Genomic DNA, 25,123 nt, shown 5'->3' on the forward strand with positions numbered 1-25,123 from the left:
TTTCGATGGCCTGAGAGCGCACAATACGCGCCACTAGCAATCTATCGAAAATTGACCTATATGATTTGTATTGACCAATATGGGCAGAATAGAGCAATGGGTCAAGCCGCGCAAACTTGTATATTGTCTCCAGCGCTTTGCCGGGCGGCCCGAGGGTTCCTCGACTGGACCCAGTCGGACCTTGCCGATCGCTCAGGCGTGTCGCGCAGCACCGTACGCGACTACGAGGGCCAGCGACACGATATTCACAGATCAACCGAGGCTCAGCTGCGCCAGGCGTTCGAAGGCGCGGGCCTTGCATTCGTCGTGACCGAGAATGGAATTGGGATCTGTCCCGGCGAGCAGAAGCAAGAATGCTGAGGCTGCCGATCGGCACCGCAAACCATTTCTGACCCCGGGAACCAAATTCGCGCCAAGAGCTTTCTCCCTACATGTGAGGGAGGGATTATCACATGAAAATTGCTCTGCTTTCCGCATCGTTCGCAGTCGTGAGCCTAGCCGTCGCGGCTTCCTACGTCCTGCCGTCGGGCAGCACCCTGGAACGCGGCCAACCCTACAAATACGCGATGGCACGCTAATGCATCTCTCAGGCGTTTGAGAAACTCGCGCTGGCGTCTGACGCCGGGTCAGGTCGCTTTCAACGTTTCGCACATTTGCCGGCGGCTGCTTTGTGCCGCTCACGCAGCCCAGCTTCGGTCCAGCACGTCGATCCAGTTTTCGAATGAGATCTTCGCGATATCCTCGTCCGAGAAGCCCTGGTTACGCAGGGCTTCGATCAGGCGCGGAAGGCCGCTTGCATCTTTTAAGTCCGAAGGCACGGTCGTACCGTCGAAATCCGAGCCTAGCGCGACGTGATTGATTCCGATCCGCTCGGCGATATAGTCAATGTGCCGCACAAGCACATCGAGGCTCGTGCTTTCGTCTCTGCGCCCGTCGTCGCGCAAGAACAGGACACCGAAATTGATGCCGACGAGCCCGCCTGTATCACGGATCGCGTCGAGCTGGCGGTCCGTGAGGTTTCGGCTGTGCGCAGAGAGCGCGTGCGCATTGGAATGGGATGCGACAAGCGGCGCCTTCGAGATTTTTGCGACGTCCCAGAAACCGGCATCGTTCAAATGCGACAGATCGACCATAATCCTGAGGTCGTTGCACGCACGAATCAGGTCTCGTCCGGCGTCACTCAGGCCCGGGCCGATATCCGGCGTTGACGGGAACTTGAACGGAACGCCATAGGCAAAGATGTTCGGACGGCTCCAGACGGGACCAAGAGTTCGCAAGCCCGCTTGGTGAAGCACGTAAAGCGCATCGAGATCCCCGGCAATTGCTTCGGCGCCCTCGATATGCATCACAGCGGCAAAGCTGCCCGTTGCAATCGAGCGGCGGAGATCGTCCGCAGTCCGACAGACCTTGACCCCGCCGTTGGAACGGCGCTCGATATCCAACAGGATCCGAGCCATGGCGATGGTCTGGTTCAGCGCCTCGGGTTGAGCCGGGGTCGGAAAATCGCCGTTCTGGTCCTTTGCCATGGACGGCGACGGCACATAGATGGCGCAGAGACCCCCGGCCAATCCACCCTCGCGGGCTCGCGGCAGATCGATATGACCATCCTTCCGCCCGTCCAGAAAGTCACCGACAGGATCCTTCGCGTCGCTGAGGCGCAGACGCAAGAGCACGTCGTTATGGCCGTCGAAAACCGGAACGGGAGAGTTCGTCATCTGTGGAAAAGTCCTGGGGAATCATGATGCGGAAGACTTCTAGATAGGATCTCCGGCTCCGAAATACACCCGCGAGACACAGCGGAAAGAATTCGTTGCAGCCCTTTTATCATGCCCGCCTCAAGAGAAGCCGGAACATCGACGAGTCGAACCCGGTCAGGGCTTTGTCCGCAATGCGCAAGACGATCGACTGAAGTGCGAAAGCGGCAGCGGTCGTCGCAACGGCGCCCATCACCCCGAAATGCGGGACGAACAGGAAGAAGCCGGCAATCCGCACCACGACGCACACGGCCATGATCTGTAGATAGCGGCCTTCGTGGCCTGCCAGAAGCAGCATGATCACAGAGGGCCTCGTCGTTCCGAGCGCCGCAGTGCCCAGGCAGAGGACCAGCAGTTCCGGGAAATACGCAGCATAGGGCTCGTTTATCAGCAGAAGGGCGAAATAGCCGCCTACCAGAATGCCGATCAGGCCGATCGCGCTGAAGGCAAGGGTTATCCAGGCAAGGCTATCGAGCATCTTGTTGAGGGCCCGCTGTTCGCCGCGATAGTAGAGCCCCGGGAGATGGCGCGTTCCGAAAAGATTGACGGAATCTGCGGCAGCCGCAAACAGATTGGCGAGGCGAACGGTCACGAAATAGGCCCCTGCGATTACCGGGTCCATCAGATAGCCGATGATGATTACATCGATATACTGATTGGTTGCCTCGAGGGATGTCGCAAGCCAGAAGCGGACCGATCGCGGAAGCCATAGCCGGTAGTCCGCAACCGCACGGATACGGTTAAAGTCCGGAAAACGATGCAGGATTCGTCCGCGGATGAGATAGAGCTGCAGAAGAAGAGCAAGACCTGCTCCAACTGCCAAGGCCAGGAAAAGATGGGCCGTATCCGGTCGTGTCCCGCTGAAGAAACAGGCGAGCAGATAGAGGACGGGCACGCTCCCGACAATGGCGTTGCCCGCGCCGTCTCCCGAGGCAACGCCGATCTCGGTTCGCACGAGATGCATGCAGATCTGCAGCACGGAGACGATCATCATATAGATGACGGAGGTTATCGCTGTCTGGCCATCGACCAACGCGGAAGCCCAGAAATACAGACCGATCGCGACGATAACGGTGCCGCTGAGCGACAGAAGCAGCGTGAAGTAGAGCGCGCCTTTCAGCTTGGCGGCATTGCCCGCCGCCGTCATCTCGTTCCACATCCGCAGCACGAACGGCTCCTGTCCGGCGGCTGCCACGATGCAAAGCAGCCCCGCTGCGGAGTAGAGGATCGAGTAATGTCCGAACGCTTCGGGATCGAGAAGCCGAGCAGCAAGCGTGATCAGCGTGAAGTTGAGCAACACCATGCCGATCTTGACGCCGACGACGACAGCCATCCCGCCGATATCCGGCCGGCGGATAAGCTCGCCGATCCGAACGGCAAAGGTGCGGTGGGCAGCGGGCGCCACGTGGTCGGATGCATCACCGGACATTGGCGACCCCTTTTCTCAGGAAGTTCTTGAGCGGTTTCGCATGGTGATAAATGGCAGCGACCGCAGCTCCCTTGAGAGACAGGGCTACGGTGATATTGCGCATCGTCGTTTCCGTCGGGCGAAAATGCGTTTTGTACCCGGGATCGCCGAGGCAGAGATCCATTACTCTGTGGCCGTCCTGGTGGCGCAGCTGTGCGACGCGGTAAAGGATCTGCATTCCCGCCGAGATTTTCTGATGCTTCTTGATGTCGGATGCAAGCAGCGTTGCGTGAAACTCGCCGTCGCCTGCCAGCCCGAACAGGGCAGCGACAGGTTCTCCAGCGAGATAGCTGACGTAGAGCACAGCTTCTCCTGAAGCCGCCGCTGCGACGGCATAATCACGATAGAGATCGAAATATTCATGTCGATCCAGCAGGTTCTCCGCATACCGGTCCTGTCGCGCCTCACGAAGAAATTCGAAGACGGCGCGGATTTCCTGCTCGTCCGTGATAGCCCTGTGCTCGTAGGGACCGTAGGCTGTCTCCGTCTGTCGCTGCAGCCTGCCGAGGTTCTTGGTAAAACTTCGGCTCATGACCTTCAGCCGCCAGTAATCGAAATCCTCCCCGATGTCGAAAGCGTGGGCCGAGTTCTCGCCCCTGCTTTCGCGAGCCCCCTTGAACAGACGCTGGATGTCGAAGCCATCGGCACGAACCTTGCGGAACATCAGCAGGTCGGCACCGCGAAGCGTTTCGCGCAACGCCTTTAGAACGGCCGGTGATGCGGCGATCTGCTCGAAACGCTCCGCGTCGCAGACGATCGTGTTGTAGTCGCTGATACCGAAATCCGCAGGCTGGATTATCATCACCCCAGATGAGCGCTGCATCACGAGGGGAAGCACGGCAAGGAGACTGTCGTCGGCTTCGTTGCGGAACGTCACCGTCCGCTGCTTCGCGCCCAGGGAAGGACCGAGGCGCCGGTGCAGCATGTCGAGCCACATCGGTGCCTGAAAGGCAGTGCCCTTCCCTTCCGAATAGAGGCGGCGATATTCCGGCCCTGAAAAATCGAACGTCTCTTCTACGGTGACTTTCATGGCTTCAGGACTTTTCTCGATCGTACTCTGGCGGGGAATTGTCTTCAGCAGTTTGTCCTGTTCTCAGCTCAGTGCGACCCGACCGCCTTCGGCCGATGCATCAAGCTTGAAATCGCGCTTGATGACGACATCACCCTTTTTCTGCTTCCCAGCCTTCTTCCAGGCAAAGGCCGCCGCCGCCTTCGGATAGACATGCAGGCCCGAATTTTCGGTCGACAGGCCCTTCACGCCGAGCGTGCGGCGAAACACGCCGTTGCCATAATGGACCGCGTAGGAATTCCAGATCTGCTTCGTCCAATGCTCCATCGTCACGGAGATGTTCATGCAATCATGGTTCTGTACGCGATGCGGTGCATAAAGCGGCCATGTCACCATTTCTCCCGGATGCAGATCGACAGCCGTTGCGTATTCGTCGAACCACGTCTCGTAGGGCATTTTTTCATCGGTCTCGCGCAGCAGGATCTTCTCCACCTGCATCGGGCGCAGAAACACTTCCGAGCGCGGGTAAAGATAGACGCGCTTGCTGCCCTCGATCTGCCAAAGCGACTGGCCCTGGATATCGGCGTGGTAGAAGACGTTAGCGTTGGGAGACGAGACGAGGACACCGAGGTTGCGCTTGAATGTCTCGAATCCCGGCATGCGGCCTGCGAATTCGGAAAAGATCGTGTCGAGCAAACGGCCATATTCCGGCGCCCAGTCCATCACGCGGCGAATGTTCATCCACATGCGGCCCTTTTCGACTGCAGCGAGTGCCTCAGCGCCCGAAATGCCGTTGCGGACGCCATAAAGTCGCGATGGGTTGGTGATGTCGTCGGACATGGATTCCAGCCCGAACTCGCTATCCGGGCAGCGTTCGATCAACTTGCCGACAGCCTCCCTCGAGAACAGACCGGTTTCAAGGAGGCGATGATTGAGCTTGACGATCTCATTGCCGAACAAACGCGCGTGGCGGTCTTCCCAGTTGGCAATGATGTCCTTGTTCATGAGCATAGAATTCATTGAAATCCACTCCCTAACATCCGTTCGTCACCAAGGGTCGACAATCGGTCTTGATACTTTCAGGATATCTTCGCTGGAACAGATAAAGCGAAGGGCTGACCTTGCTCTCAGATACAGCACTCCGGCCAGCGATGAGTAAACGCGGGCTTTGTTCTTTCCAACTCGGTTAACATGGAGTGAGGCCGACCATTAAAATCCGCCCTATTCTCTCGGGCAGAACTGCGCCCCATCAGGCGTCCGGGTTCCACCGATACGAGCGCGGCGCAGGCGATGGCTCGTCCGGGAGCATCGACAACAACGAACCGGTGCGCGGTGCAGGCTTGCGCTCGATCTCTTTCCGATAGTCTTCGTCCAGCGTCTCGGTGCGGGCGTGTTCCGGCCCCCGTTGCGGATGGTTGATATCCATCGCGATCCCGAAAGCGAGCACGCCGAGTGCACCCAGGGTCAGTCCGACTGCGGCGCCGAAAACGGCCGCCTGCGCGATGCTCGGCGGCCAGCTCCGCTCTCTTGGAGCGATGGGAGCAGAGATTACACGGAGATTGGTCGTATCGAGCTGTTGCCGTTCGGCTGCCATTCGCGCCCGTCCGAGAAAGGCTTCGTAGACTGCGGCTCTCGCAGATGCCTCTCTCGACAATTCCCTCAGACGCACCTGCGCATCGTTATCCGAGAACACACTGGTAGAAACGGTCTTCGATTCACCTTCGAGCTTTTCGACAACGGCCTTTGCCTGATCGTATTCGTTGCGGGCAGCAAGCGTCAGCCGGGACATTTCCCGGGCGATTTCCTGGTCGAGCGACTGCAGCCGCGACTGAACCGCGGCCCTTCTCGGATGCCTTGTACCGAACGTCAGCAACTGCTCGTCGGCTTCCTGCTTGAGGGTCGAATACTGGGCCCGCAGCGCGGCAAGCGTTGCGGACTGCATCGCCAAGGAATCGTTGCCACCGGCAAGCATCTGCTTGTAGCGCGAGTCAGCGGCGATCAGACGTTCGCGAGCCTCGCGCAACTGGGTGTCGACCTGGACCATGGAACGGCTGCTGGAAAGCTCGCCTTGCGAAGAGCGAAGGCCGCTTTCGCGCCGAAATGTTTCGACGGCCTCTTCGGCCTCGATGACACCCTTCTTCAGCTCGGTGAGCCGTGCAAGAAGCGAGTCTGTCGTTCTCTTCGCGCCGTCGACATCGCCGGCATTGAGTTCGGCCTTGAACTCCTCGATCAGCGCTTGCGAGATCCGAATGGATTTTTCGGCATCCCATGTCCAGACCGACATGAACAGCACGAAGGATTTCTCATCCCGCTGGGCTGCAAGTCTCTTGTTGAGAGATTCCAGCGCGATGATTCTCGGATCGACCGGCGTCGCGGGTCCACCGAAGCTGAACAGACTAAAACCGCCAGCTGGAACGAATTCGATGTCGTTGGTAAGATCGAGCTTTTCGATCACCCGGAGAAGCACGTTGCGCGACAGCAGGGTTTGAAGCTTGCTGTCGGCGTTGAGGAGCAGCGTTTCGCGCATGTCGTTGCGCGAACCCGTCTCTTCGCCCACGATCTGCAGACCGGCGGGATCGATGACGAGTTCGCTCGTCACCGTATAACGCGGCTTGGAAATGACCGTGTAGGAAACTGCAAGTACCAATCCGATGAGGGCAGCTGCGACGATCCAGCGGAATTTTTGGCGCAGCCAATAGGCCAGCCGCCCCAGATCGATCTGAAGGTAGTTTGTCAGCCCTTCAGGTGCGGAGCTGTTCGACCGAGCTGGATATGGAGGCTGCATTCGGTTCACGTCTCACGGCTAATGGCAGAGCACCGGCTCTCTCATTCCACCGCATTTATCACAGCCTGTGCTTAAGATTGTTTTAAGCCAAGCCTGACCGATCGAACGGATAACCTTGCCGACGACCCGCCGCTTAATGCCGGTTTAAGGGTTTCAGGAGTAGGGACTTTGAGGCATTTGGATTAACGGATACGAGGCGGATTTTGAAATGGCGCATCGCTATATCGCACCGGCCATGTTCCTGCTTCTGCTTCTTTCCATGTGGGTGCCGGCCGAAGAGCTGAAGCTGCCCTCCTGGACGGAGCAGGCCCGTTATCTCGTCTTCCTGATGCTCTCCGGCTGGATCGTCGTGGTGGCGTTTATCAAGGTGGGGCTCAGGATCCCCTCCGGCATAGAATGCACCCTGCTTGCAGCGTTCCTGCTCTATGTCAGTTTTTCCGCGGTGTGGGGCGTGCAAAGTGCCGACAGCTACATCAAGGCAATCCTGATCTTCAACGCGCTGGTGACGTCGCTTGCGATCGCCAACACGCTGACGCTCGAACAGTCGCTGCGGGTCATGTTCGCGGCCCTCTCCACCTTCGTTGTCGTCTGCGTTCTGGTCGCGCTGCTGGTCCCTTCGATCGGTGTCGACAGCAGCTGGGAGCATGCGGGAAAGTGGCGCGGCATTGCCGGGCAAAAGAACGGGCTCGCAGCATATGCGGCCTACGCGCTGATCGCGGGCGTTGGTCTTCCCCTGCGCCAACGCGTCACGCCGCTCGCGCAATGGGGCGCGCTTGTCGGTCGTATCGCAATGGTCGGGATCGCCTTGCTCGCGGTCTATATGGCAGGATCGCGCGGCGGCCAGCTTATATCAGTTCTGGGCGTCGCATCGATTGTGATTTCCAGACTGCCAAAGCTCCTCCAAAGACTAGCACTGCTCACCGGTCTCCTGTTCGCGATACCGATCATCAATCTCGTCTCGACGACGTTCGTGGTCGATGCCGACAAGATCGGCGTTGCAGGCATCACTGTCGATACCAACAGCCGCATGAAGATCTGGAGCTACGGCTTTCGTGAATTGCAGGGACGCGAGATCTTCGGCTTCGGCCTTGACAGCTTCTGGACTCCGGAACGCCTGACGAGCTTCAAAAGCGTCTATGGCTGGGTGCTCGACAACTTCCACAACGGCTATATCACGCTCATCATCGAAGGCGGCATCGCCGGCTTCCTGCTGTTTCTCGCAGCACTGTCAGCGACCTATCTTCTGCTCGTCGTATCGGTCGGAAATGTCAGAGACAAGTTCATCGGCCTGTCGTTTGCCTACGTCAACATGTACACCGTCAACAACCTCGTCGAGAACGAAATCGGTCGGTCGACGTCTCTCCTGATCTTCATCTTTCTCATCCTTGTCTTCTCGATCAGGCGACAAGTGTACCAGCACTATCCAGGACTTCAAAAAGCAGACGCAGCTTATCTGCATGGCGGCGTCCGAGTTCATCGCGGTCGTTTGCCGGCATCAACGTGAGAAGTGAAATAGTACGTTTACGATACCCACACAAATCATCGTTACTGTTGGAAACGATGCTGTTAGCCTATTGTTTAGACGAACAATCTACTATTGCCCCACCAATTAGGAGTTGAAATTGTCCAACCGAGCCAGGCAGCCGAGGCGTGTGCTTTTTCTGCAAACTCAGGCGGAATTGGCGGGCGCGCAGGAGATCTCGCGGCTTCTCGGCCAGGAGCTTTCGTGTGGGCAACTGACGGGTGTGCCGGAATACGAAACGCACCATCTTTTCCTGTACCGGAAGACCGATGGCTGCGATCACTTCCCCAATGTCCATTTTGCAGCACCCCGCAGGCCTCAAAGCCTCGGCGAATGTCTCACCTTCGCGCGGAATTTTTTCTCCATCGTGCGCAAGATCAAGCCGGATACGATGTTGACCTTTCAGCACTACGGCAATGTGCTCGGTGCACTTGTCGGGCGGGTAATGGGCATTCCCTATATCGTCGCAAATCAGGTGTCCTCGCCCGCAACCGTGAACCGCTTTGTTGGCCTGGCCGATCGCATCCTCGGCACACTTGGTTTCTATGACGTGATAACCGTCAACTCCCATGCGACCTGGAATTACTTCCAGTCCTATGCACGAAGCTACCGCAAACGGCTGGTCCATATTCCGCATGGCTTTGCGCAGAAAACCACGTCGTTATCGAAAGAGAAGGCAAGGGACTGTTTCGATCTGCCCAAGGATGTGACGATCATGGGAACGGTCGCCCGGTTGCATCCTCTGAAGCGCATTGATCTGGCAATCTCAACGCTGCCGCATTTGCCAAATCTGCACCTGGCCATTGCCGGCCAAGGCCCACATAGAGAATGCCTCGAGGCTCTCGCCCATACGCTTAGCGTTGCAGACCGTGTCCATTTCGCAGGAGAGGTCAACCCGGAGCAGATCGGGACTTTCCTTGCGTGTCTCGACGTCTTCGCGTTTCCGACGGCCGCAGAGACATTCGGGCTTGCAGCCGTTGAGGCCGCGCAGGCAGGCGTGCCTGTCATCGCGAACGATCTGCCGGTGCTGCGCGAAGTCCTGCAGGTGGAGCGATCCGCCTGTGCCCTCTTCGTCGATGCCGAAAACACTGATAAATTCGTCAGCTGCATCGAGTTGCTGCTTGCAGACAAGGCGCTGTATGACCGGCTCTCTGCATCGGGACGCGAACTCGCCGAACGTTACTCTCTCAATCTGATGGTCAGCGAGTACACGAAGATCATCATCAAGAGCAACGCTGAAAAAGGGGCTCCCAGCCGCTCTTCTGCGTTCAAGACGAAGAGTTGAGGTCATGCGCCGCGCAAAACGTCCGCACCGAACGACTTCCAAGAAAATCCCAGTAATACGCAGTATCGTTCGAAAGCTAAGTATCGTGTTTAGCCTCTCTTGAGCTTTCCCTGTCTTTATCGTCACTATACGAGTGAACCGGAAAACCTATGGCCGAGAGCGCGCAGCGACGTCCGACACGTCTTCTCTTTATCCAGACGCAAGCTGAAGCAGCGGGCGCTCAGGAGATCACGCGCCTTCTCGCCGAACAGCTGTCGAAACCAGCGATTTCCGGACAGCCCGAATTCGAGGCGCATCACCTGTTCCTCTATCGCAAGACCAGCGGCTGCGACCACTTCGAAAATGCGCATTTTGCGGCCGATCCGAGACCGCAGGGGATTTCGCAGAACCTTGCCATGCTTCGTCGTCTGTCGCAGCTCGTGCGCACGATAAAGCCCGACGTGATGCTGACCTTTCAGCATTTCGGCAATGTTGTCGCAGCTCCGGTCGGTCGCTTGCTCGGCGTACCCCTGATCATTGCCAACCACGTCTCACCGCAGGCGACGATTTCCCGGCCGGTCGCCCTTGTCGATAAGGTGCTTGGCATTGCCGGCTGCTACGACGAAATCACTGTAAATTCGAAGGCCACCTGGCGGGACTACCAAGGACACCCGGCATCCTACAAGCGTCGACTGACCTATGTTCCGCACGGCTTTGCCGACAGAACCGTTTCGATGACGCGGCAGGAAGCGCGGGCAAAATTCGGCCTTCCAGCCGACGTCCCGATCATCGGAAGCGTCGCCCGTCTCAACGCCATCAAACGAATTGATCTCGCCATCAGATTGTTGCCGGTCATGCCAGATGTCCATCTGGCACTGGCAGGTCAGGGACCGGAAGCGCCACGACTGCGAGCTCTCGGCGCAGAACTCGGCGTTTCGGATCGGCTTCATTTCGCAGGCGAGATGCCGTCCAGCGAAATCGGCGCCTTCCTGAAAAGCCTCGACGTCTTCGTTTTCCCGACGTCTGGAGAGACGTTCGGCCTCGCGCCGGTGGAAGCCGCTCAGGCCGGCATTCCGGTTGTGAGTTCCGACCTGTCCGTCATGCGAGAAGTCTTGCAGGTCAGGGGAGAGCCCTGTGCCCTTTTCGTCGATACGACCGATACGGCGTCATTTGCAAAAGCAGTTCGCGCTGTACTTTCCGATCCCCTTCTGCGGCAAAGGCTATCGGAGTGCGGGCAGCGGCTGCGCGAACAACACTCGCTCGATGCAATGGTCGACGGCTACCGTCGCCTGATCCGGCGACAGCCGAAAACATCGGAAGACAGGTTGCAGGCGTCCGGACAGCTTCAGAAATAAATGACGATGGACAGCGTTTCAAACTCCGTCGCTCCGATGAACATCAAGATTGTGGCGGAGCGCTCCTCCACATCGGCGTGGATACAGTGGCTCTGCCGTCGGCTTGAGCAGCGCGCCGCCGGTACCACGGTGCGCCTTCAATTGGTCCAGGGGGCTGATCAGGCAGCGCAGCCTGCCCTCGAAAGCCTTTTGCAGCTTGAGAAGATGGTGCTTCGACGCCACCAGCCGTGCCTCTGCGACCGTATTGAGCCGGATGCGTTGGCGGACTGGCGAACCCGGTCGGACAACGCAGCTCCGGATATTGTCATCGACCTCACATCGAACCGGAGCGCATCCCCCCGATCGACACGGATCTATCGGCCGTTGTTCAACGGCCACGCCGGTGAATTCAGTCTCGCTTCGGCGCTGTTTTTCGAGGGAACACCGCATATCGAGATTGAGTGCACCCTGCCTTCCGGCGAGCGCTGGATTGTTGCCGATGGCTTTGCGTCCCTCGAAGCTGCGGCTGGTATCGGTGGCGCGATGGAAGCCGTTTGGTCACGGACAGCCATCCTTCTCATCAAGGCTTTGCCGGAAGAACCGCGCGCGCCGCGTATTGCAGACAACACGGCCCAGCCACACGCACGCGCTATCACCCGCAAAGCGGTGACTGTTCGTAGCGCCAAGATGCTGGCATCTGCCGCGGCCCGCGCTGCCTATCGGCTATGCTGCCACGCTCCCCACTGGCGGATCGGCTGGCGTCGGGTCGCCTCTGACAATGACGTTTGGCAACGACGCGACCTCGGCGGGACACCCTGGGAGGTTCTCGCGGACCCAATCGACCATTTTTACGCAGACCCGTTTCCGTTTCGTTGGCAGGGCAAGGACTATCTCTTCTTCGAGGATCTTGATCAGAAGACCCAGAAGGGCATCATCAGCGTCGTCGAGTTTGACGAACAAGGACGGCCGGGCCCAGCCATCCCTGTTCTGGAAGAGTCCTGGCATCTGTCTTATCCGTTCCTCATCGAAGCGGATGGTGAGATCTGGATGGTTCCGGAGGCGTCTCTCAGCGGCGAGATTTCCATCTACAGGGCAACGCGCTTTCCGTTCGGCTGGGAAAAACACGCGACACTTGTTTCCGGCATCGAGGCCGCCGATGCGACGATCATCCAGCACGCGGGAAAGTTCTGGATGTTCGCTGTGACAAGGGATGGTATCGGCGGCTATTCCGATACGCTCTGCTTATGGTCGGCGGAAACGCTTCTCGGCCCCTGGCGACCGCACGCCGCGAACCCGCTTGTCATCAACGACCGATCCGCGAGACCCGCGGGCAACATGATATGGCGCGACGGCAAACTGCTGCGTCCCGTGCAGGATTGCCGCAACGGCTATGGGGCAGCTTTGAGCCTTGCCAAAGTGACGCGCCTGGATGACGAACGGTTCGATCAGGTGATCGTAAAGCACTTGAGCCCCGGCGAGCACTGGCCCGGCCGAAAGCTGCATACGCTGAATGGCAATGGTTACATGGAAGCGATCGACGGAAGTATTATCCGGCCGAAATGGTCCTTCGCGGCCGGCATCGTCGACAGCTTCTACAAACCTGGCGCGTGACGCGCGGCTCGTAACGAGCGCATCAACGACCTGCCTTTATCGGAAGGCAGCACCCGATCAATTCGAGTGGGTGAACAGCGCGCGAATGGCAGCCGGGTTTGACAGCAGATACCGCATCGTCAGCCGGCGCGGCTCATTATACATCCGGTAGGCCCACTCCAACCCGTACCGCTGCATCCACAACGGCGCGCGGGCGTTTTTCCCCGAGACGAAGTCGAACAGACCGCCTGAGGTCTTGATCACACCGACAGATCGCAACCGGTCGATGTTCCGGCTGACAAAGGCCTGCTCAAGTGGAAAGCCCAACCCGATCCATAGAATATCGGGCTTGCTTGCCTGGATGTCGGCGATCACCGCATCCTCTTCGCCACGCTTGAAGTAGCCGTTTCTGCGCCCAGCGAAGGTTAGGTTTGGATACCTGGTCCGCATTGCGGCGACTGCCTTGGCGTTGACCTCTTCGGTTCCGCCGAGAAAATAGAAACTGACACCTGCCCGCTCTGCCTTGAGTGCCACTGACTGCACGAGATCGGTCGTCGCGATCCGTTCGGATACAGGATGCGACGAAAACATTCTGGAATACATGATCATGGGCATGCCATCGGCGTGGATCTGGTCGGCTTCCAGCATCAAATCCTGAAAGTCGGCCTTCTTCGCGCACATCGCGATCACCTGTCCGTTTGCCGAGGTGGAATAGAACGGCTTGGCACTGCTGCCCCGGTGAAGGAGCGCTTCATCGATGAAACCCTGCGCCGCCTCATCCATGCTGCAGCGGACAACGGGAAGACCGCCAAGCAGCGTCGTGGGCCAGTGGCCCATCGTGCTTTCCTGTGCGTAAACGTCGCCAGGATGTAGTGATGGCTTACCCATATCTGCCTCGTTTGAAGGTCAGACCACGGCTTGCGGGGACCTTTCTCCGATGAGATATAGCCCTCGCCGTCCATCACTCAATTGATATGTAGTGCGATAGTTAATTCTGAAACAATGTCAGAACTCGTTGAAAAACAACGCGAATGAGGTGGTTGATATTCACTCAGATGCTTACCAAAAAGGACCATGCGCGAGAGTGTGCGTTCCAATTCGGGACAACCTCGCCGTTCACCTGCAAAGCGTCGATCCATGAGAATCAGCGTGCTTGAACGCTGACCGTACCGGACCCCGAGACATATTCGCGCGGCATTCTCGGTAACCCGGTCGGTCGCAGAAGATCTTGATGACGGGATCGGTTCACAATCTGCCGGTGAACATCGGTTTTCTACCGCAGAAGAAACGTCTTAACGATTGCCGTTTCTGTACGCGTTTCGGCGGCTTTTCCGCTGCTGCTTCCGGCGGTCGCGCGCCGTATAGATGACCGCCGCGACGACAATCGCGATTTCCGCGACAGCTGCCAGGCACCACATTGTGCTTCCCATGAACTCCTGCCCTTACGTTCAGACCATGCGCTTTGACCTTGGGCGATCATCCGAGCATTGCTCGTCTGAATAAACCCCAATGTCACTCCCCACTAAAGCGCGTGATACTTTCGATCGAGATAGATAAGCGACTGACCAGCCTTTGGCTGCACCGTGGTGAGCACTTCGCAGATCAGGATGTCATGCGTGTGACCGTCGGCAACGGACACAACGCGGCAATCGAAACAGACGAGAGCGTCGTCGAGTGCCGGGCTGCCCGTTGTTAGCGGCGCCCACGTTGCTCCGGCAAACCGTTCATCGACGGGCGTCTTGCCCCCGAAAAGCTGGCTGAGGTCTGCATGGTCGGCCGAGAGGACGTTGACGCAGAGGACGCCGTTTTCCTTAAGCGGCAAATAGGCGCTCGAGGTTCGGTTGAGGCAAACGAGAAGCGTCGGGGGACTGTCGGAAACGCTGCAAACAGCGGTTGCGGCAAATCCGGCACGGCCACCCGGTCCATCCGTGGTGACGATATGAACGGCGGCGCCGAGGCGCGACATCGCGTTTCGGAAGTTCATCCGTGCGTCAACGACTTCTGGATTAACGTCGAGCGCAGGGGCAGATGCATTCACGGACATGGCTATCTCAAAACTTTCAGCTCGAGCGTACAGATGAAATCAAACCCGGCTTAGAAAATCTACCACGAGTTTGTTGAATTTCGGTGCATCAACGATATTCACCGCATGTGCGCCGAAATCCAGCAAAGCGAGTTCGGCATTGGGCATCATGTTCGAAAGCCGTACCGAGCGGGTGTAGGGCACAAGGAGATCATCCTTCGTGGCGACCAGCAAGGTCTGATGGGTGATTTCGGCAAGCCGGTCGCCGATGTCGAAGCTTCTCAGAGCTGCAATGCGCCTCATGATGTTCTGCTCGCCCTGAAAATGGGCCGCTGCATGCGCCTCCTCGGCATTCATGCGTTCGGCGTTTTCAGACATCCAGACGGCCGGATAGAGAAACAGCGGTTGCGCCTTCACGAAGGCCGGGACGCCGGAGTTTTTGAGAAGCGCAATCCGCACGTCGAAACAGCGGCCGGAATGCGGATCGGCCTTGTCCCATGCATTGATCAGCACAAGCCTGTCAATCATCTCCGGCTGTCGTGCGGCGATTTCGAGCCCGATTAGACCACCAAGCGCATGGCCCATGAAGCTGAATGTCTTGAGGCCGAGCTCTTCCGCTAGTTCCAGGACGTCATCCGCCATGGCCGCGATGCCGCCTTGCTCCGGAACCTCGCCGGGTGAACGGCCGGTCCCGAAGTGATCGTAGGTGATCACCCGGAAATGCTCCGAAAGCGCTTCGATCTGCGGCGTCCAGTAGGTGCCGCTGCCACCGAGTCCGGAGGACAGGATGATGGTCGGCGCGTCCTCGCCCGACGCGCCGAAAATATCGTAGTGAACCATGCCGTTACTTGCCGATATGGGCGACTGTGGCGATCTCAACGAGAGCGTCCGGCTTCACCAGGCCGCACTGAACGCAATACCTGGCCGGCTTGTCGCCCGGGAAATACTCCGCGTAGACCTTGTTCACGGCCTGATAATTCGCCCAGTCGGTGATGAAGATATGGTTCATCGTGACGTCCTCCATCGTGCCGCCGGCGGTCTCGATGACGGATTTGATGACCTCCAGGACGTGACGGGTCTGTGCTCCGGCATCACCCACATGGACGACGTCGTTGTTCTTGTCGAAGGGCAAGGTCCCCGAGACGTAGACAATGCCGTCTGCCAGCGTTCCCGGCGAATAGGGCGCGATCGGCTTCTGGGTTCCTTCCGGCACGATGATCGACTTTGGCATTCCGTTCTCCTCTTTGTTTTTCAAGTTCACTTATCGGTGGGAGCGGCCTGACTGATGGCGCCGCAGAAATCATTGACGGTCGCGACCCAGCCGAAGAAGTTCTCGACATTGTAGACGGTCGCCTGCTGGATGAAGTCCGGCCCCAGGTGATGGGTCGCATCTTCAAGCATCACACCGAAATATTCGAGGTGGAACGCGTCCCTCAGCGAGCTTTCGACGCAGACATTGGTGGCAATGCCGACGAAGACGAGATTGCGGATGCCGCGTGCGCGCAGCACGCTGTCCATGTTGGTGTTGAAGAAGCCCGAGTAGCGGGTCTTCGGCACAAGGATGTCGCCCGGCTTCGGCTGCAGCTCGTCTACGATCGCGTAATCCCAGGTGCCCTTGGCAAGAAGCTGGCCCTGCAGTTCCGGCCGCGCCCGCATAGTCTTCAGTGCATTCGACTTGTGCCAGTTGGGAGAACCGGGGCCGCCGGCTTCCACATAGTCCTTGTCCCAGCCGTTCTGGAAATAGATGACCTGCACGCCGTTCTCGCGCGCTGCATCCAGCGTCTTCTTGATATTCGCGATCGTGCCCTTGGCGCCGGCGATGTCGAAGCCGGCGAGATCGACATAGCCGCCTTCTGTCGAATAAGCGTTCTGCATGTCGACGACGACGACAGCGGTTTCCGATGGCTTCATCGAGATCGGTTCCGGTCGTGCGGGAAGCGTCACGCTTTCCAGACGGCTTGCCGGTGCCTGATATCCTGCGACAACAGTCATTCCGCAGCCTCCAGTTCCATCTTGATGTGCTGGCGGCTCTTCATCAGCGGCTGCACGAACTGTCCGAATTTTTCGATGCCTTCGAGAAAATCGTCGAAGGTCAGCATGACACCACCGGTGCCCGGCACTTCCGCCATTTCGTCCAGCATCGCCGCGACTTCGGCGTAGGAGCCGATGATCGTTCCCATGTTGATGTTGACCGCCGAAACCGGGTTTGCCATGTGGCGGACATTGGTATCGGAGCCGGACTTGGTATCAACAGCGCTCTGGAGGCCGAGCCACTTGATCGCGTCCTGATCGGCACCGGCCTTGTAGTGCTCCCACTTGGCCCAAGCGTCTTCGGATTTCTCCTCGGCAAGAACCATGGTCAGCACGAACGAGCGCACGTCGCGGCCGGTCTTTTCGGTGGCTGCCAGCAGCCGTTCGTTGGTCGGCGCAAAGGCCTTCGGTGTGTTGACGCCGACGCCGAAGCAAAAGCTGTAATCGGCATATTCCGCCGAGAATGCCATGCCGGCATTGGATGAGCCCGCGCAGATCACCTTCACATCCCCTTCCGGGATCGGCTTCATGCGGCAGTCGTCCATCTGGAAATACTTGCCCTTGAGATCCGACTGACCGGTGGTCAGGAGTTCCTTCAGAACGGTCGTGTATTCGCCGAGATAGGCATAGCGATCGGCGAAATAGTCGTCGCCGGGCCAGAGCCCCATCTGGCTGTATTCGGGGCGCTGCCAGCCGGTGATCAGATTGATGCCGAAGCGTCCGCCGGAAATGCTGTCGATCGTCGTTGCCATGCGCGCAACGATTGCCGGTGGCATGATCAGAGTTGCGGCGGTGCCGAACAGCTTGATCTTGGAAGTGACGGCGGCAAGGCCTGCCATCAGCGTGAAGGATTCCAGGTTGTAGTCCCAGAATTCCGTCTTGCCGCCGAATCCGCGCAGCTTGATCATCGACAGCGCGAAATCAAACCCGTATTTTTCGGCCTTGAGCGTGATTTCCTTGTTCAGCTCGAACGACGGTTTGTACTGCGGTGCGTTTTCCGAAAGCAGCCAACCGTTGTTGCCGATTGGGATGAAGACTCCGACTTCCATATTCCGATCCTTCCATGCTGGATTTCCAGACAATGCGATAAACAGAACGGACGCAAGCTACGTGCCAGTTGTAGCCTCTCATAAGTTTCAATGACTTGCCAGACGGAGCCTCAAAGATATTTTATCGGCTGATAAATTTTTGACCATTTGATAAATTTTTCGGTGGGAGATCTGCCGAAGCCGTGTGCAGCAACGGCTTCGGCAGTTCCCGTTACAGTGCGGGATGCCGGTTGACGTCCTTGTAGAGCAGGTAGCGGAAGCGACCGGGGCCACCGGCATAGCAGGCCTGCGGGCAGTAGGAGCGCAGCCACATATAGTCGCCGGCTTCCACTTCGACCCAGTCCTGGTTCAGGCGGTAGACGGCCTTGCCTTCCAGCACATATAGCCCGTGTTCCATGATATGCGTTTCCATGAACGGGATCACCGCGCCCGGCTCGAAGGTGACGATGTTGAGGTGCATGTCATAGCGGATGTCGGAGGGATCGATGAAGCGGGTCGTCGCCCATTTGCCGTCCGTATCGGGCATGGGGTCGAGCACGCAGTCGTCCTCATGGGTAAAGATTGCCGGCGGCATGTCCAGACCATCGACCACCTGGAACGCCTTGCGAACCCAGTGGAACCGCACCGGAGCGCCACTACGGTTCCAGATCTGCCATTTCGAGCCTGCCGGCAGGTAGGCAAACGACCCGGTCCGCAATTGGTTTTGCTGCCCATCCATCTCGATCGTCGTCTCGCCATCCACGACGAAGATGGCGGCCGAGGCGCGCGGGTCGGGCTCGGGACGAGCGCTGCCGCCCTGCGGAGAGACCTCCATAATGTATTGCGCAAAGGTTTCTGCGAAACCGGAGAGCGGCCGGGAAATGATCCAGGCGCGCGCATTCTCCCAATGCGGCAGCATGCTGGTGACGATGTCGCTCATGACAGTACGCGGAATGACCGCATAGGCGGTTGTGAACACCGCCTTGCTGCTGAGAAGGTTCGTCTGTGGCGGCAGGCCACCCATATTCGAGTAGTAACGGCTCGTCGTCATGCGCTGCGATTCCCCATGCTTGGCTTATGGCTCAGGTGTAAGCACGGTTTTCACGACGGGCAATATCCGTTTTCCGTCAGGTGACGGCACCGACCTGCCATGGCACGAATTCGTTGTCGCCATAGTCGTAGATCTCGCTCACGGTCTTTTCGCCTGACGCGACAGCGATCACATGCTCGAAAATACGCTCGCCGGACTGCTCGATCGTCTCGTCGCCGGTGACGATACCTCCGCAGTTGATGTCCATGTCTTCCTTCATGTGCTCGTACATTTCGGAATTCGTGGCGATCTTCACGCATGGGGCCGGCTTGAAGCCGGAAACCGAGCCGCGTCCTGTCGTGAAGCAGATGACGTTGCAGCCGCCTGCGACCTGGCCGGTCACGGCGACCGGATCATAGCCGGGCGTATCCATGAAGACGAAGCCCTGCTCTGTCACCGTCTCGGCAAACTCGTAGACCGCCTTCAGCGGCATGGAGCCCCCCTTGGCGACGGCACCGAGCGACTTTTCCAGGATAGTCGTAAGACCGCCGAGCTTGTTGCCGTAGGATGGGTTATTGTTCAGCTCGTCGCCGTTGCGCGCCGTATAGTCGCGCCACCAGTCGATGCGGGACAGAAGCTTCTGCGCGACCTCAGGTGTCGACGCGCGACGCGTCAGGAGATGTTCGGCACCGTAGATCTCAGGCGTTTCGGCAAGAACGGTCGTGCCGCCATTGCGGACGATCAGATCCGAGGCATGGCCGAGTGCAGGGTTTGCAGAGATACCCGAATAGCCATCAGAGCCGCCGCATTCGAGAGCAAGCTTCAGTTTCGACAGGGGCTGCTGCGTGCGCACCGCGGAATTCACCATGGGCAGCATTTCCTTGATGATGGCGATCGCGGCGTCGATCGTCTTCTTGGTACCGCCATGCTGCTGGATCGTCATCGTCCGCAGCCGCTCGCCCTCCTCCATACGGTAATGTTCGAGGATCGGTGCGATCTGGTTGGTCTCGCAGCCGAGGCCGATCATCAGGATCCCACCGAAATTGGGATGCCGGGCGTAGCCCTGGATGGTGCGGATCAGCAGGCGGTAGCCTTCCGACTTGTTGTTGATCGCGCAGCCGCTGCTATGCGTCAGCGCCACGACGCCATCGATATTGCCAAACCCGTCCAGCCCGCCCATGCGGTTGAAATAATCGGCAATGTAGCGGGAGACGGTGGCGGAACAGTTCACCGAGGAGATGATGCCGATGTAGTTGCGCGTACCGGCGCCGCCGAGGCCGCGATCGAAACCCATGAATGTCCGGCGCTGATCGAGCGGCAAAAGGGCACGCTCGCCGCCATCGACGCAGAACTGGTGCTCGTGGGTGGAGGGAAGCATCGCCAGATTGTGCAGGTGCACGTGATTGCCGGGCGCGATGTCCTGCGTCGCAAGACCGATCACCTGACCGTATTTCTTGACCTCCTGGCCGGCAGCAATCGCCCTCAGCGCAACCTTGTGGCCACGTCCGATCAGATCGCGCGCCATCAATGCCTCGATGCCAACAGGCGAACCCTGCTGGATCGACCGGCGGGCAACGGCAACGTCATCGGCGGTATTGAGCACGATGACCGGGGATGTCATGTCATTCATAATGGACCTCCTCCCTGGAGGTATCAAAATCGGGGTTGGATTTGGTTTTCCGCTGCTAGTGGTCAAGCCAGCGGCGTTTCGATTCCTCCAGATGCATGCGCATCATTGCTTGGGCTAGCAGCCCGTCACGCGCCTCCAGCGCGGTCAGGATTTCCTCATGCTCCGCGAGGGCGCAACTCCATGTTTCCGGTGTTTCGAAATGCTCCCGAAGCTGGGCGGAAAGAGGGCTGTGCCGATCGTCGAACAGATCGCCGATGATGCGGCCAATGACACTGTTTCCCGACTGGGTGGCGATCGTCAGGTGGAACTGGCGATCCTGGTCGACCGGTTTGCGGCCTTCCTCTATCTCGATCGCCATCGCGTCGAGCGTTTGACGAAGCGTAGCAAGCGCCTCCGGCGTGATGCGCGCGCAGGCAAGAACGATGGCGGCACCCTCGATTGTCGCACGCGCCTGCATCAGCTCGGCCGGGCTCTCTCCCATGGACCCCGACCATGCAGCGCGCCGCTCGGCGGCCGGAACGACATAGACGCCAGACCCCATGCGGATCTCGACAGTGCCGTCCAGTTCAAGCGCGATCAACGCCTCGCGTAGCGACGGGCGCGACACACCAAGCTGCTGCGCAAGCTCGCGTTCCGCCGGCAGGCGCTGGCCGAAACGAAACTGCCCATTCTGCACCAAGCCGCGGATCTGGTCTGCGATCTGTTGATAAAGCCGGCGTTCCGGGATCCGAATTCCGTTCATAAGCGCTCCAAAACTGGCCTTACCATATTGCCTGACCGCTGAACTGGCAAGGCCAATGACAACAGCTATATGTCCCGTAACGCTGAGAAAACACAAATTTCGTCCTTCGCCACGAAACTGGCTTGACCATTTTGGTAAGGCCGCCTAGCAATATTGGCCAGACCGGATGGGTGGAGCTGACCGGCAGTCGCAAGCTTGCGACAAGAGGAGGATGTGGAGGATGCAGACCGATCATTCGGTACTCGAGGCGCGTTTGCGCCCGGCCGTTGGCGTGCCAGCAGCTGACGCACTTCTGCGGCTCGACAACATCTCAAAGGAATTTCCGGGCGTCAAAGCTCTGGCCGACGTCAGCTTCGACCTTCGTCGCGGCGAAGTGCATGCCGTGTGCGGCGAAAACGGCGCGGGCAAATCAACGCTGATGAAGATCATCAGCGGCGTTTATCAGCCCACATCCGGCACCATCACCTACAAGGGCGAAGAGCGGAATTTCTCGTCGACACGGCAGTCCGAGTCGGCCGGCATCGCCATCATCCACCAGGAACTCAATCTCGTTCCGCATCTGACCGTCGCCGAAAACATCTATCTGGCCCGCGAGCCCCGCCGCGGCTTTCTGGTCGATCGCAAGAAACTCCGGGCAGATGCCAAACGCTGCCTCGACCGGCTCGGCGTCGATATCAGCCCTGATGTCTCCGTCCGTGGGCTTTCCGTGGCGCAGTGCCAGATGGTGGAAATCGCCAAGGCATTGTCGCTGGATGCGGAAGTGCTGATCATGGACGAGCCGACCTCGTCTCTGACCGAACAGGAAACACGGCTTCTGTTCAAGGTCATCCGCGATCTCAAGGCATCGGGCGTCGGGGTCGTCTATATTTCCCACCGGCTCGACGAAATGGCTGAGATCGTTGATCGCGTCACGGTGCTGCGTGACGGTCGTTACATCGCCACAGACGATTTTGCCGCGACGACGGTCGATGACATCGTCGCCAAAATGGTCGGCCGCTCGCTGGAAGAAAAGTTTCCCGACAGAACCTCGACACCCAGTGACGACGTCATTCTCGGCGTGCAAGGTCTCAATCGCACCGGCGTCTTCAGAGACATCTCGTTTACGCTTCGTCGCGGCGAAATTCTGGGCTTTGCAGGCCTGATGGGTGCCGGGCGCACGGAAGTGGCCCGCGCAATCTTCGGCGCCGATGCGATCGATGCCGGGACGATCACCCTGCATGGGCAGACACTTTCGATTTCCTCTCCGCGGGACGCGATCGATGCGGGCATCGCCTACCTCTCGGAAGACCGCAAGGCGCAGGGACTGGCGATCAAGATGCCTGTTGATGCGAACATGACGCTTGCCAACATGGAAGCGCTGTCGGATCGCTTCGGACTGATCGATTTCAAGGCGCAAGACAAGGTCGCCAACGAGTATGTCGACCTCCTCAACATCCGCACGCCGTCGATCCGGCAGCAGGTGCGGCTTCTTTCGGGCGGCAACCAGCAGAAGATCATCATCGGCAAATGGCTTTTCCGCAAGTCGAAGGTCCTGTTCTTCGACGAGCCGACCCGCGGCATCGACGTGGGCGCCAAGCTCGCGATCTACAAGATCATGGACGAACTGGCCGCAAACGGCATCGGCGTGGTGCTGATCAGTTCGGAACTGCCCGAAATCATGGGCATGACGGACCGGGTTGCGGTCTTTCATCATGGCCGGATCACCGGCGTGCTGGAAACGGCAAAGACCAACCAGGAAGAAATTATGCGCTACGCCTCCGGATACAGCCGGACATCAGGTGCGGACGCTGGCGCAAGGAGCAAGCATGGCTGATATTACCGAACCCTCGAAGTCGCGCAGTGTTTCGCTGAGCGACCGGCAAAAGGACATCATCCAGAAGTTTGCAGCGCTCGGCAGCCTGTTCGTTCTGGTGCTGGTGTTCTCCTTCAGCAGCAACGCCTTCTTCACCGTCAACAATGCGATGACAATCGCCTTGCAGGTCACCTCAATTGCTCTTCTCGGTATCGGCGCCACCTGCGTCATCATTACCGGCGGCATCGATTTGTCCGTCGGCTCGGTGCTTGCGCTCGCGGGCGTCGTCGCGGCTCTCTGCGTGAAAGAGCTCGGCCTGCCGGTTCCGCTCGGCATGTTCGTCGGCATTCTGGTCGGCAGCCTTTGTGGCCTGATTAACGGCATTCTGGTGACCCAGATGAAACTGCCGCCCTTTATCGCGACGCTCGGCATGATGCTGATCGCCCGCGGCGTGGCGCTTCAGATTACCGGTGCCCGCGCCGTTTCCGGCCTCGGCGAATCCTTCGGCGTGCTTGGCAACGGCTCGTTGTTTCGCGTCGTCACCATCGGCGACGACGGCTTCCCGACCGTGGTCTTCCCGGGCATTCCCTATCCGGTCATCCTGATGATCGTGATCGCGATCGCCGTGTCCTTCATGCTGAACCGCTCCGTGCTCGGCCGCCATATCTATGCGGTCGGTTCGAATGCAGATGCTGCAAGGCTTTCCGGCGTCAATGTCGCCCGCGTCACCAATTTCACCTACATATTGTCAGGCACGCTCGCTGGTTTGACCGGTTGCGTGCTGATGTCCCGCCTCGTGACGGCGCAGCCGAACGAAGGCGTGATGTACGAACTCGATGCCATCGCCAGCGCCGTTATCGGCGGCACCTCGCTGATCGGCGGTGTCGGCACGATTTCCGGAACGGCGATCGGCGCCTTCGTCATCGGCATCCTGCGCAACGGGCTTAACATGAACGGCGTCTCCGCCTTCACACAACAGATCATCATCGGCCTCGTCATCCTGATCACCGTCTGGATCGATCAATTGCGCAACCGCCGGTGAAGAAGGGTGCGGACCCTTTTCCGCGACAATGGGGGTGGGAGTTCCCCGGGGCGGCGAAAACGCCGTCCGTTTGAGGAGGATTGAACATGAAGAAACTAGCAACCGCGTTGCTTGCCTCGGCGATGATCTTGGGTGCGGCCTCTGCACAGGCAGCCGAGATCGCCGTCATCGTCAAGACCGTCAACTCGACCTTCTGGCAGAACGTCCAGAAGGGCGCAGATGCCGCCATGAAGGAAGTCGGCGCCGGCAACACGATGACCTTCCAGGGTCCGGCATCGGAATCGGCCATTGCCGACCAGGTCAACATGGTCGAAAACGCCGTCAACCGCGGCGTCGCCGGCATCGTACTTGCGCCGTCCGATCCTGACGCACTGATCCCCGCCGTCAAGAAGGCCTGGGAAGCCCGTATCCCGGTCGTGATCGTTGACTCGATGCTCAGCAAGGGATCGGAACAGTACTACCAGTCGTTCCTTGCGACCGATAACAAGACCGCCGGCGAACTGGCTGCCAAGGCGTTGATCGAGAAGGTCGGCAAGGAAGGCAAGATCGCCGTCATGTCCTATGTGGCAGGCGCCGGTTCCGAAATCGGCCGCGTCGGTGGCTTCACCGATTATATCAAGGCAAACTCGAAGCTCCAGATCGTCGGCCCGTTCTATTCGCAGTCGCAGATGGCGACGGCGCTGAACCAGACCACGGACGTTCTGGCCGCCAATTCCGACCTCAAGGCCATCTTCGGCGCCAATGAGCCGACGGCGATCGGCATGGGCCGCGCCATCAAGCAGTCCGGCAAATCGGGCAAGCTTGTCGCGATCGGCTTCGACGGCAACCAGGACCTGCAGGAATTCGTCAAGGACGGCACGCTTCAAGCGATTGCAGTCCAGGGCTCGTTCCAGATGGGCGATCTCGGCGTCAAGACGATCTCCAAGCTCCTGAAAAAGGAAAAGGTCGAGAAGTTTGTCGATACGGGTGTCGTCGTCGTCACCAAGGACAATATCGACAAGCCGGAAGCCAAGAACGTTCTCTATTAAGCCTCCCCGCCTCGATACGCGTCGCGAATGGCGCGTATCGTCTTTCTCTGC

General features: G+C 58.8%; 23 protein-coding genes. 9 read left to right on the forward strand and 14 right to left on the reverse strand.

What is annotated here, in order from left to right; all coding sequences use genetic code 11:
• Positions 1 to 51 precede the first annotated feature (51 nt).
• Both ACQY1K_RS20370 and ACQY1K_RS20375 read left to right on the forward strand, forming a co-directional pair.
• Entirely contained in the window at positions 52 to 360 is a 309-nt protein-coding gene (locus tag ACQY1K_RS20370; RefSeq protein ID WP_062458994.1) for a helix-turn-helix domain-containing protein, read from the forward strand.
• Between the two features lie 92 nt (positions 361 to 452).
• On the forward strand, positions 453 to 578 hold the full coding sequence (locus ACQY1K_RS20375) for a hypothetical protein (protein ID WP_256413830.1): 126 nt from the start codon (positions 453 to 455) through the stop codon (positions 576 to 578).
• A gap of 99 nt (positions 579 to 677) precedes the next feature.
• Here ACQY1K_RS20375 and ACQY1K_RS20380 read toward each other — a convergent pair whose 3' ends face one another.
• From ACQY1K_RS20380 to ACQY1K_RS20400, 5 genes are all read right to left on the reverse strand, one after another.
• Complete coding sequence (locus ACQY1K_RS20380) at positions 678 to 1,715, reverse strand: dipeptidase (protein WP_430260561.1); 1,038 nt, start codon at positions 1,713 to 1,715, stop codon at positions 678 to 680.
• 109 nt (positions 1,716 to 1,824) lie between these two features.
• The gene (locus ACQY1K_RS20385) at positions 1,825 to 3,183 is read right to left on the reverse strand and encodes a lipopolysaccharide biosynthesis protein (RefSeq protein ID WP_430260563.1); all 1,359 of its coding nucleotides are present in this window, start codon (positions 3,181 to 3,183) and stop codon (positions 1,825 to 1,827) included.
• Positions 3,173 to 4,252, reverse strand: a complete 1,080-nt coding sequence (locus ACQY1K_RS20390) for a GNAT family N-acetyltransferase (protein ID WP_184655220.1) — start codon at positions 4,250 to 4,252, stop codon at positions 3,173 to 3,175. The genes ACQY1K_RS20385 and ACQY1K_RS20390 overlap by 11 nt, the downstream gene beginning before the upstream one ends.
• Before the next feature lie 63 nt (positions 4,253 to 4,315).
• Positions 4,316 to 5,251: a hypothetical protein gene (locus tag ACQY1K_RS20395; protein WP_113165123.1), complete on the reverse strand. Its 936-nt coding sequence runs from the start codon at positions 5,249 to 5,251 to the stop codon at positions 4,316 to 4,318.
• Between the two features lie 229 nt (positions 5,252 to 5,480).
• Entirely contained in the window at positions 5,481 to 7,016 is a 1,536-nt protein-coding gene (locus tag ACQY1K_RS20400) for a GumC family protein (RefSeq protein ID WP_430260565.1), read from the reverse strand.
• Between the two features lie 208 nt (positions 7,017 to 7,224).
• Here ACQY1K_RS20400 and ACQY1K_RS20405 point away from each other — a divergent pair, with 208 nt between their 5' ends.
• From ACQY1K_RS20405 to ACQY1K_RS20420, 4 genes are all read left to right on the forward strand, one after another.
• Positions 7,225 to 8,520 (forward strand): O-antigen ligase family protein, encoded by a 1,296-nt coding sequence (locus ACQY1K_RS20405; protein ID WP_092664206.1) that lies wholly within the window; start codon positions 7,225 to 7,227, stop codon positions 8,518 to 8,520.
• A gap of 118 nt (positions 8,521 to 8,638) precedes the next feature.
• Complete coding sequence (locus ACQY1K_RS20410) at positions 8,639 to 9,823, forward strand: glycosyltransferase family 4 protein (protein ID WP_430260567.1); 1,185 nt, start codon at positions 8,639 to 8,641, stop codon at positions 9,821 to 9,823.
• A 149-nt stretch (positions 9,824 to 9,972) separates the two neighbouring features.
• On the forward strand, positions 9,973 to 11,157 hold the full coding sequence (locus ACQY1K_RS20415; protein ID WP_192088036.1) for a glycosyltransferase family 4 protein: 1,185 nt from the start codon (positions 9,973 to 9,975) through the stop codon (positions 11,155 to 11,157).
• Positions 11,158 to 11,163: 6 nt separating this feature from the next.
• Positions 11,164 to 12,747, forward strand: coding sequence for a glucosamine inositolphosphorylceramide transferase family protein (locus ACQY1K_RS20420; RefSeq protein ID WP_430259080.1), 1,584 nt, complete (start codon positions 11,164 to 11,166; stop codon positions 12,745 to 12,747).
• 57 nt (positions 12,748 to 12,804) lie between these two features.
• On the opposite strand, the gene ACQY1K_RS20425 is transcribed toward ACQY1K_RS20420, so the two are convergent.
• The 9 genes from ACQY1K_RS20425 to ACQY1K_RS20465 all read right to left on the reverse strand — a co-directional run bounded on the left by ACQY1K_RS20425 (position 12,805) and on the right by ACQY1K_RS20465 (position 21,210).
• Positions 12,805 to 13,563 (reverse strand): WecB/TagA/CpsF family glycosyltransferase, encoded by a 759-nt coding sequence (locus ACQY1K_RS20425; protein WP_192078615.1) that lies wholly within the window; start codon positions 13,561 to 13,563, stop codon positions 12,805 to 12,807.
• A gap of 685 nt (positions 13,564 to 14,248) precedes the next feature.
• Positions 14,249 to 14,770, reverse strand: coding sequence for a flavin reductase (locus tag ACQY1K_RS20430; protein ID WP_062458964.1), 522 nt, complete (start codon positions 14,768 to 14,770; stop codon positions 14,249 to 14,251).
• A gap of 39 nt (positions 14,771 to 14,809) precedes the next feature.
• The gene (gene rutD / locus ACQY1K_RS20435) at positions 14,810 to 15,589 is read right to left on the reverse strand and encodes a pyrimidine utilization protein D (RefSeq protein ID WP_430259083.1); all 780 of its coding nucleotides are present in this window, start codon (positions 15,587 to 15,589) and stop codon (positions 14,810 to 14,812) included.
• A 4-nt stretch (positions 15,590 to 15,593) separates the two neighbouring features.
• Positions 15,594 to 15,980, reverse strand: coding sequence for a pyrimidine utilization protein C (rutC, locus tag ACQY1K_RS20440; protein ID WP_062458958.1), 387 nt, complete (start codon positions 15,978 to 15,980; stop codon positions 15,594 to 15,596).
• Between the two features lie 26 nt (positions 15,981 to 16,006).
• On the reverse strand, positions 16,007 to 16,741 hold the full coding sequence (gene rutB / locus ACQY1K_RS20445; protein WP_430259085.1) for a pyrimidine utilization protein B: 735 nt from the start codon (positions 16,739 to 16,741) through the stop codon (positions 16,007 to 16,009).
• Positions 16,738 to 17,829, reverse strand: a complete 1,092-nt coding sequence (gene rutA, locus ACQY1K_RS20450) for a pyrimidine utilization protein A (protein ID WP_062458952.1) — start codon at positions 17,827 to 17,829, stop codon at positions 16,738 to 16,740. Before rutA ends, rutB begins: the two co-directional genes overlap by 4 nt.
• A 211-nt stretch (positions 17,830 to 18,040) precedes the next feature.
• On the reverse strand, positions 18,041 to 18,859 hold the full coding sequence (locus ACQY1K_RS20455) for a bifunctional allantoicase/(S)-ureidoglycine aminohydrolase (RefSeq protein ID WP_430259087.1): 819 nt from the start codon (positions 18,857 to 18,859) through the stop codon (positions 18,041 to 18,043).
• Positions 18,860 to 18,935: 76 nt separating this feature from the next.
• A complete protein-coding gene (locus tag ACQY1K_RS20460; protein WP_430259089.1) occupies positions 18,936 to 20,468 on the reverse strand; it encodes a UxaA family hydrolase in 1,533 nt (510 codons plus the stop codon).
• A gap of 55 nt (positions 20,469 to 20,523) precedes the next feature.
• Positions 20,524 to 21,210, reverse strand: coding sequence for a FadR/GntR family transcriptional regulator (locus ACQY1K_RS20465; RefSeq protein WP_062458943.1), 687 nt, complete (start codon positions 21,208 to 21,210; stop codon positions 20,524 to 20,526).
• A 220-nt stretch (positions 21,211 to 21,430) separates the two neighbouring features.
• Here ACQY1K_RS20465 and ACQY1K_RS20470 point away from each other — a divergent pair, with 220 nt between their 5' ends.
• The 3 genes from ACQY1K_RS20470 to ACQY1K_RS20480 all read left to right on the forward strand — a co-directional run bounded on the left by ACQY1K_RS20470 (position 21,431) and on the right by ACQY1K_RS20480 (position 25,072).
• Positions 21,431 to 23,023 carry a sugar ABC transporter ATP-binding protein gene (locus ACQY1K_RS20470; RefSeq protein WP_430259091.1) on the forward strand — a complete coding sequence of 531 codons (1,593 nt, stop codon included), beginning with the start codon at positions 21,431 to 21,433 and terminating at the stop codon, positions 23,021 to 23,023.
• Positions 23,016 to 24,044, forward strand: coding sequence for an ABC transporter permease (locus tag ACQY1K_RS20475; protein ID WP_062458936.1), 1,029 nt, complete (start codon positions 23,016 to 23,018; stop codon positions 24,042 to 24,044). The genes ACQY1K_RS20470 and ACQY1K_RS20475 overlap by 8 nt, the downstream gene beginning before the upstream one ends.
• Positions 24,045 to 24,130: 86 nt before the next feature.
• The gene (locus ACQY1K_RS20480; protein ID WP_062576463.1) at positions 24,131 to 25,072 is read left to right on the forward strand and encodes an ABC transporter substrate-binding protein; all 942 of its coding nucleotides are present in this window, start codon (positions 24,131 to 24,133) and stop codon (positions 25,070 to 25,072) included.
• The last annotated feature ends 51 nt before the right edge of the window (positions 25,073 to 25,123 follow it).

The organism is Neorhizobium sp. IRS_2294, assembly GCF_050500145.1.
GTDB classification, from domain to species: domain Bacteria; phylum Pseudomonadota; class Alphaproteobacteria; order Rhizobiales; family Rhizobiaceae; genus Neorhizobium; species Neorhizobium soli.

Bases quoted from the DNA above. Each gene is read 5' to 3' on its own strand.
- rutB (WP_430259085.1), bottom strand. From the start codon at position 16,741: ATGACTGTTGTCGCAGGATATCAGGCACCGGCAAGCCGTCTGGAAAGC.
- ACQY1K_RS20470 (WP_430259091.1), top strand. From the start codon at position 21,431: ATGCAGACCGATCATTCGGTACTCGAGGCGCGTTTGCGCCCGGCCGTT.
- rutA (WP_062458952.1), bottom strand. From the start codon at position 17,829: ATGGAAGTCGGAGTCTTCATCCCAATCGGCAACAACGGTTGGCTGCTT.
- ACQY1K_RS20465 (WP_062458943.1), bottom strand. From the start codon at position 21,210: ATGAACGGAATTCGGATCCCGGAACGCCGGCTTTATCAACAGATCGCA.
- ACQY1K_RS20405 (WP_092664206.1), top strand. From the start codon at position 7,225: ATGGCGCATCGCTATATCGCACCGGCCATGTTCCTGCTTCTGCTTCTT.
- ACQY1K_RS20380 (WP_430260561.1), bottom strand. From the start codon at position 1,715: ATGACGAACTCTCCCGTTCCGGTTTTCGACGGCCATAACGACGTGCTC.
- ACQY1K_RS20385 (WP_430260563.1), bottom strand. From the start codon at position 3,183: ATGTCCGGTGATGCATCCGACCACGTGGCGCCCGCTGCCCACCGCACC.
- ACQY1K_RS20375 (WP_256413830.1), top strand. From the start codon at position 453: ATGAAAATTGCTCTGCTTTCCGCATCGTTCGCAGTCGTGAGCCTAGCC.
- ACQY1K_RS20430 (WP_062458964.1), bottom strand. From the start codon at position 14,770: ATGTCCGTGAATGCATCTGCCCCTGCGCTCGACGTTAATCCAGAAGTC.
- ACQY1K_RS20475 (WP_062458936.1), top strand. From the start codon at position 23,016: ATGGCTGATATTACCGAACCCTCGAAGTCGCGCAGTGTTTCGCTGAGC.
- ACQY1K_RS20395 (WP_113165123.1), bottom strand. From the start codon at position 5,251: ATGAATTCTATGCTCATGAACAAGGACATCATTGCCAACTGGGAAGAC.
- rutC (WP_062458958.1), bottom strand. From the start codon at position 15,980: ATGCCAAAGTCGATCATCGTGCCGGAAGGAACCCAGAAGCCGATCGCG.
- ACQY1K_RS20415 (WP_192088036.1), top strand. From the start codon at position 9,973: ATGGCCGAGAGCGCGCAGCGACGTCCGACACGTCTTCTCTTTATCCAG.
- ACQY1K_RS20480 (WP_062576463.1), top strand. From the start codon at position 24,131: ATGAAGAAACTAGCAACCGCGTTGCTTGCCTCGGCGATGATCTTGGGT.
- rutD (WP_430259083.1), bottom strand. From the start codon at position 15,589: ATGGTTCACTACGATATTTTCGGCGCGTCGGGCGAGGACGCGCCGACC.
- ACQY1K_RS20390 (WP_184655220.1), bottom strand. From the start codon at position 4,252: ATGAAAGTCACCGTAGAAGAGACGTTCGATTTTTCAGGGCCGGAATAT.
- ACQY1K_RS20400 (WP_430260565.1), bottom strand. From the start codon at position 7,016: ATGCAGCCTCCATATCCAGCTCGGTCGAACAGCTCCGCACCTGAAGGG.
- ACQY1K_RS20420 (WP_430259080.1), top strand. From the start codon at position 11,164: ATGGACAGCGTTTCAAACTCCGTCGCTCCGATGAACATCAAGATTGTG.
- ACQY1K_RS20425 (WP_192078615.1), bottom strand. From the start codon at position 13,563: ATGGGCCACTGGCCCACGACGCTGCTTGGCGGTCTTCCCGTTGTCCGC.
- ACQY1K_RS20455 (WP_430259087.1), bottom strand. From the start codon at position 18,859: ATGACGACGAGCCGTTACTACTCGAATATGGGTGGCCTGCCGCCACAG.
- ACQY1K_RS20460 (WP_430259089.1), bottom strand. From the start codon at position 20,468: ATGAATGACATGACATCCCCGGTCATCGTGCTCAATACCGCCGATGAC.